The organism is Psychrobacter sp. ENNN9_III (genome assembly GCF_001462175.1).
Classification (GTDB): domain Bacteria; phylum Pseudomonadota; class Gammaproteobacteria; order Pseudomonadales; family Moraxellaceae; genus Psychrobacter.
The window spans coordinates 1-4,098 of sequence record NZ_LNUO01000179.1; the positions used below are offsets into that span (position 1 = coordinate 1).

At 44.9% G+C, this 4,098-nt stretch carries 1 protein-coding gene and 1 pseudogene; both read right to left on the minus strand.

The features are described 5' to 3' along the window. Positions 1-64: 64 nt before the first annotated feature. The gene (locus tag PENNN9_RS11030) at positions 65-1,489 is read right to left on the minus strand and encodes an aldehyde dehydrogenase family protein (protein ID WP_058369730.1); all 1,425 of its coding nucleotides are present in this window, start codon (positions 1,487-1,489) and stop codon (positions 65-67) included. An 87-nt stretch (positions 1,490-1,576) separates the two neighbouring features. Next, positions 1,577-3,923 (minus strand): annotated as a pseudogene (gene tynA, locus PENNN9_RS11035) (primary-amine oxidase). Positions 3,924-4,098: the final 175 nt, after the last annotated feature.

Here is a 4,098-nt window from a genome sequence, read left to right on the forward strand (position 1 = left end):
TCTATGCTGCCGTCATCTTTGCATCATAGAATCTTTAATAAACTTTGGTGTTAGTAAAGCGGATTTAAGATTTAAAAGTCTGCACAGTTTGGATAAAGGTAAATTCTTTTAGACCCGCTTCTCCAAACTCCACCCCAAACCCTGAGTCTTTTACGCCGCCAAATGGTGCATCGGGCTGAATCATGGCATGGTTATTGATCCAGACTGTGCCGCACTCTAAGCGAGAAGCAATTTTCTGTGCCTTTTCAATATCTTGTGACCACACTGATCCGCCCAGCCCAACTTGCAAGCGATTGGCGCTATCTATTGCCTCCTCTACATCGCTAAATTTAATGATAGGTAAAATAGGCCCAAATTGTTCTTCATCGACCAATCTTGCCCCGTCATTGATGTCACTAACGAGTGTGATCGGATAGAAATAGCCGCTCTCGTCCGTGACGTCACCGCCGCATAAAAAGTTGGCACCACGCTCTTTGGCGTCTTTGGCAAGTGCTTTTACGATATTGAGCTGTTCTTGATTCTGTAGCGGTCCAAAGTCAGTATCTTCATCAAAACCATTACCCGTCTTCATACTGTTAGCCATGTTCGTTAATGCTTCACATAGCTCATCATGCACAGATTCATGGACATAAAGGCGCTTTAGGGCAGCACAAGTTTGGCCATTATTAATAAAAGAGGTCGCAAATATCTTTGGCGCACAAGCGGCGATATCAGCATCCGCTAAGACAATGCCCGCATCGTTGCCACCAAGCTCTAGTGTCAAGCGGGTAAGATTGTCAGCTGCGCTTTTCATGATGGCTTTGCCCGTGGGCGTCGAGCCTGTAAATACGATTTTTTGTATATCTTGATGTGACGTCATCGCGGCCCCAATATCCCCTTCTCCAGTCACTATATTTAACACTCCAGCGGGCAAAATGTCTTTAGCGATTTCACCGAATCGTAATACGGTCAATGGGGTCATCTCAGAGGGCTTCATGACAACTGTATTACCTGTCAATAGTGCAGGGATAATGTGCCAAATACCTATCAGCAATGGGTAGTTCCACGGCGTAATCGAACCTACTACCCCAAGTGGCTTGCGATGCAGCTCTATACGCGCGGTGTCGTTATCTTGAATGACCTGCGGCTCCAATGTCATACTAGCGGTCGCGCGTATCCAAGCGAGTGTCCCACCAAACTCAAAGCCTGCACCCAGATCTGCAAAGCCTTTTGTCGGCTTACCCTGCTCTTTGGTCAGTAGCGTCATCAGCTCCTCACCGTTATCTTCGATAGCATCAGCAAGCTGCATCAAAAGATCTCTGCGCTCCTCATAAGTCAGTGCCGACCAAGTGGGGAACGCTGTTCTGGCCGCTGCTACCGCATCATTTAACTGCGCAGTGGTGGCCTTTGGGCAGCGAGCAATGACAGATTTGTCCGCTGGATTGACAACGTCAAAATAGTCAGTGGTGCCAACACTTTCACCGTTGATAATTAAATTAAATTCTTTCATTTTTTTACTCTTATGGTTAAGGTTATGGCCTAATATTCTAAAGGTGATTATTTGCTTATTTGCTTATTTGCTTATTTGCTTAGGTACTTATTTGCTCGCGTTTTCACCTTTATCTTGATTTAAATGCAGCGATGGCGTTTCATCAAAGAAATTCCACGGTTTGAGTAGTACGTTTACCCATTCTGTCGGCATGATAGGCCATTCTTCAGCACGGGCAATATGAGTAGTGCCTGTCGTTAGCCATACCACCAAGTCTTTATTGTGGATGTTTTCATTGTCTTTCGTAAACGCCCCCAAGCCGGTATCTTTGTCAGAGCGATTGGGGTATTTGCCTTCTGGATATTGCTCACCTGCATCATAGTTGGTCACCCAAATCTGTTTATCCATAAAATTAAGACGATTGTATATCCACTCATCGTCAGCGAAGTTGGCGCCTTTTGCGATAGGATGAGTCCCGCCTGCAAACGGAATCATCTGATACGATACCGGATTTCCCATACGGTTCTCTTTGCTTGCATTACTGATTAGACGCACAGAAGCAGGATCAAAGTTTTCTTTGGCGGCCGTCTCGGTCACCACTGTGGTTTCGCGAGTCTCCATCGCACTAGTACGCGGCCCTCCACGTGTATTGTCAGCGACGATGGGATCTATACGTTTAATATGATTGGTCTCGCCATCGACATCCATATCCAAGCGGAAGTTATAGATATGCTGGTGCGTTGGACCGACGATATTGTGATCAATCAACGTACCATAGCGAGTGTCTTCTTTGGCCGTTGGATCATGCATGGTTTTTGCCAGTACGCCTTTAGCAGCCTCGATACCAGTTGCTCCAGCGTCGATACCTATCGTACCATTTGGCTCAAACACCCAGTCAAAGATATAATCATAGTTACCTATCGTACTTATCCAGCGTACGACCAGCTCACGGCGCTCAGTACTGACGTTTTTTTGACCCATTTCCTGATGCTTAAATTCAGGACCTGCATAGCGCTCAAACACTGCGATTGCATTAGGAATAGTATAAGGATTGCCTTGATAATCTGGCAGCACAGCGTCAAGGAGTACCGCGTTTTCTGGTGCATCGACGTTCTTTTCTAGCGGTGAGGTCAGAGTTCCCATTCCGTATTCACCAGCATCGAGATAAGACTTAAAGTACCAGCCCATGTCCGGATCGCCATAAGGCACGACCATACCGCCCAAGTTACCTTGATACATGATTTTGCGATCAACGCCTTTATCATTAAAAGTGACCGTACTAAGCTGTAGACCTGTTCGACTGTCTAAACCAATATGAAACTTCCAATTGTGCCATTCGACGTCTCGGCCGGTGATGGTATAGTTTTTGCCCTCTGGTTCGATGATGTTTAACGGCTTACTAGTGACAATATCTTGGTCACGACCATCGATTGGACGCGGAGTCATCGGTACTGGAATGACACTACCTTCCTCTATTTTGATGATTTTTTTCTCATCCAAATCGACCACTGCCACCAAGTTTTCGATAGGATGCGCCCAGTAGTTGCCATCGCCCACATCTAAATAAGAGACGATTTTGAGGACGCGCAGCTGCTGATCCAAATTGTCCTGATCACCGAAATATCCAACTGTCAGCGGCGTTCCGACAACCTTGGTCACATCATCGATACCATGTTTTTTTTAGCGCCACTTTATATTCAGGGCTGTTTTGGATGATGTCTTGTATGGCATAAAAATCATCCACCAGCACCATACCAAAGGTATTTTCTATTGCATTCCAACTGGTTAAAGCGTTTTTGTTTAAGTTTGCCTCGCCTTCAATGACCGTATTGCCTTTCAAAATGCTAAACGTTGCCACGCGATCACCTTTATAAGGCTTGTTTTCAGTGACATTACGCCATACTGCATCTTTATCAGGTTGTTTTAAGCGGATATCAGAAAACCGTAGATTGGTCTCGGTAGGCTTGGCTTTTTTGATAATAGCCAGTGTTTGCTCGATCTCCTCAGCACTTAACACATTGAGTGGATGCGGACTTTGCTCTATTTTAAAGGTTTGATCCAAACCTGATTGTAAAATCTCATTTGCCAACGAATCAGGCACTAAAGCTTGCCCATCTTTTATGATGAGCGGATTAGTAATGGCTAGAGACTGGCCATTCACCATAGCAGTCTTGCTGTTGGGTTTGATTTGTACGCGGGTTGAGTTCTTAGTAATGGTATACATCTCAGCATAACTATCATATTCAACGTCTGCACCCGCTGTACTCATTGCCTCCTCGATCGGAACCATATTAACTTTGCCACCATGAGCAAATGTTTGCGCGCTATAAGCAAGCGCCAGACTGGCCACCAATGCAGTAAAAGTTGACTTCAATGCCCTAGTAGTAGTGAGATTCTTATTGGTTTTATTATTGAGTTTTTGCTTATTATGAATAGGGGTATGAGCATGTATCATTGACGACTTCCTTATCGTATTGAGGTGTAGAGATAGCATCTGCTAACTCTGAGACGAATTCCATTTCGTGCTTGGTTGTGACCGGTAGACAATAAAAGAGCTTGGTGAATACGCTATAGGCGGCTCATTTTAAGATCAAACCATTATTTACTATAACAATAGTTATATTGCAGGA